The sequence below is a fragment of the Ruegeria sp. HKCCD7221 genome, from assembly GCF_013031225.1.
Taxonomy (GTDB): Bacteria; Pseudomonadota; Alphaproteobacteria; order Rhodobacterales; family Rhodobacteraceae; genus Ruegeria.
Genome location: NZ_WPZE01000026.1, coordinates 1 through 1,177, shown reverse-complemented (window position 1 = coordinate 1,177; position 1,177 = coordinate 1). Strand labels below are relative to the sequence as shown.

The following is a 1,177-nucleotide window of genomic DNA, read 5'->3' as shown; positions in this document are numbered from 1 at the left end:
GTTCCGTAGTCGCGTTTCTGCACCGGGCCAGAAGGAGCCGCGTCGGTGCGGGATGTCCGACGGGTGCTTCAAGAGTTCTCCGAGGGCATTCTCCCAAAGCCATCGCGCGCCGCCTGAACGCCGAAGGTATTCCCGGTCCCCGTGGCAAGTTATGGCGTGACACCGCCATTCGAGGGCACCGAGTGCGTGGGACGGGCCTTCTCAACAATGAGCTTTATATCGGCCGCCTGGTTTGGAACCGGCTGCGCTACATCAAGGACCCGGAGACCGGAAGACGTGTTTCCCGTCTCAACGATCCGTCCAAATGGATCATCGCGGAGGTCCCTGAGCTGCGGATCGTCGGGGATGAACTTTGGGAGGCCGTCAAGCAGCGACAAGGTGAGATCGAGGCCGAGCCCCGCGTCAAAGCCATCAAGGAAACCAAGTTTTGGGAGAAGCGTCGCAAGAAGCACCTTTTGACAGGTCTTGCATTCTGCGGCACCTGCGGAGGGCCACTCGCCACAGTCGGGCGCGACTACCTCGCCTGCTCTGCCGCTCGCAAACTCGGTACTTGTTCCCATAAGCAATCCATTCGTCGCAATGTCCTGGAAGACCCCGTTCTGGATTTGCTTCGTCAGCGTCTGATGCAGCCCGACGCAGTGGCCACTTTTATCAAGTCCTTCAGCGAAGCCGCCAACGCAGAAGCAGGCACAGCGGAGGTAGCCCGGACGCGTCTGCAATCCGAGCGGGACAAAGCTGCGCGCAAACTGAATGGGTTTTATGATGCAATCTCTGAGGGCATTCGCACCCCCGGACTTCAAGCGAGGCTCGAAGAACTCGAAGCGCAGATTGCCGATCTTGAGGCGAAGCTGTCTGAGCCTGCGCCCTCACCGGTGCGACTGCACCCAAATCTGTCCGAACTCTATCGCTCCAAGGTCGCAGATCTGGCGCAGGCTCTATCGGATCCGTCGATCCGCAAAGGGGCTTTGGAGATCATTCGGAGCCTGATCGAACGTGTCTCGGTCCAACATGAACGGGATGGCGTGCAGATCGAACTGGAGGGTGCGCTGGCAGCAATGATTGGGCTGGTCCAGAACGACAAAAGCCACCTTGCGGCGGCTTGTTCGAGACTCTGTTGGACCCAAGTGGTTGCGGGAGCAGGATTTGAACCTGCGACCTTCAGGTTATGAGCCTGACG

Annotated in this window: 1 protein-coding gene; it reads left to right on the top strand. The window is 59.3% G+C overall.

The window, feature by feature from the left end:
- Window positions 1-1,169: recombinase family protein (locus GOX73_RS20600; RefSeq protein ID WP_254429278.1), on the top strand; the 1,169-nt coding region annotated here is incomplete at its 5' end.
- Window positions 1,170-1,177 lie beyond the last annotated feature (8 nt).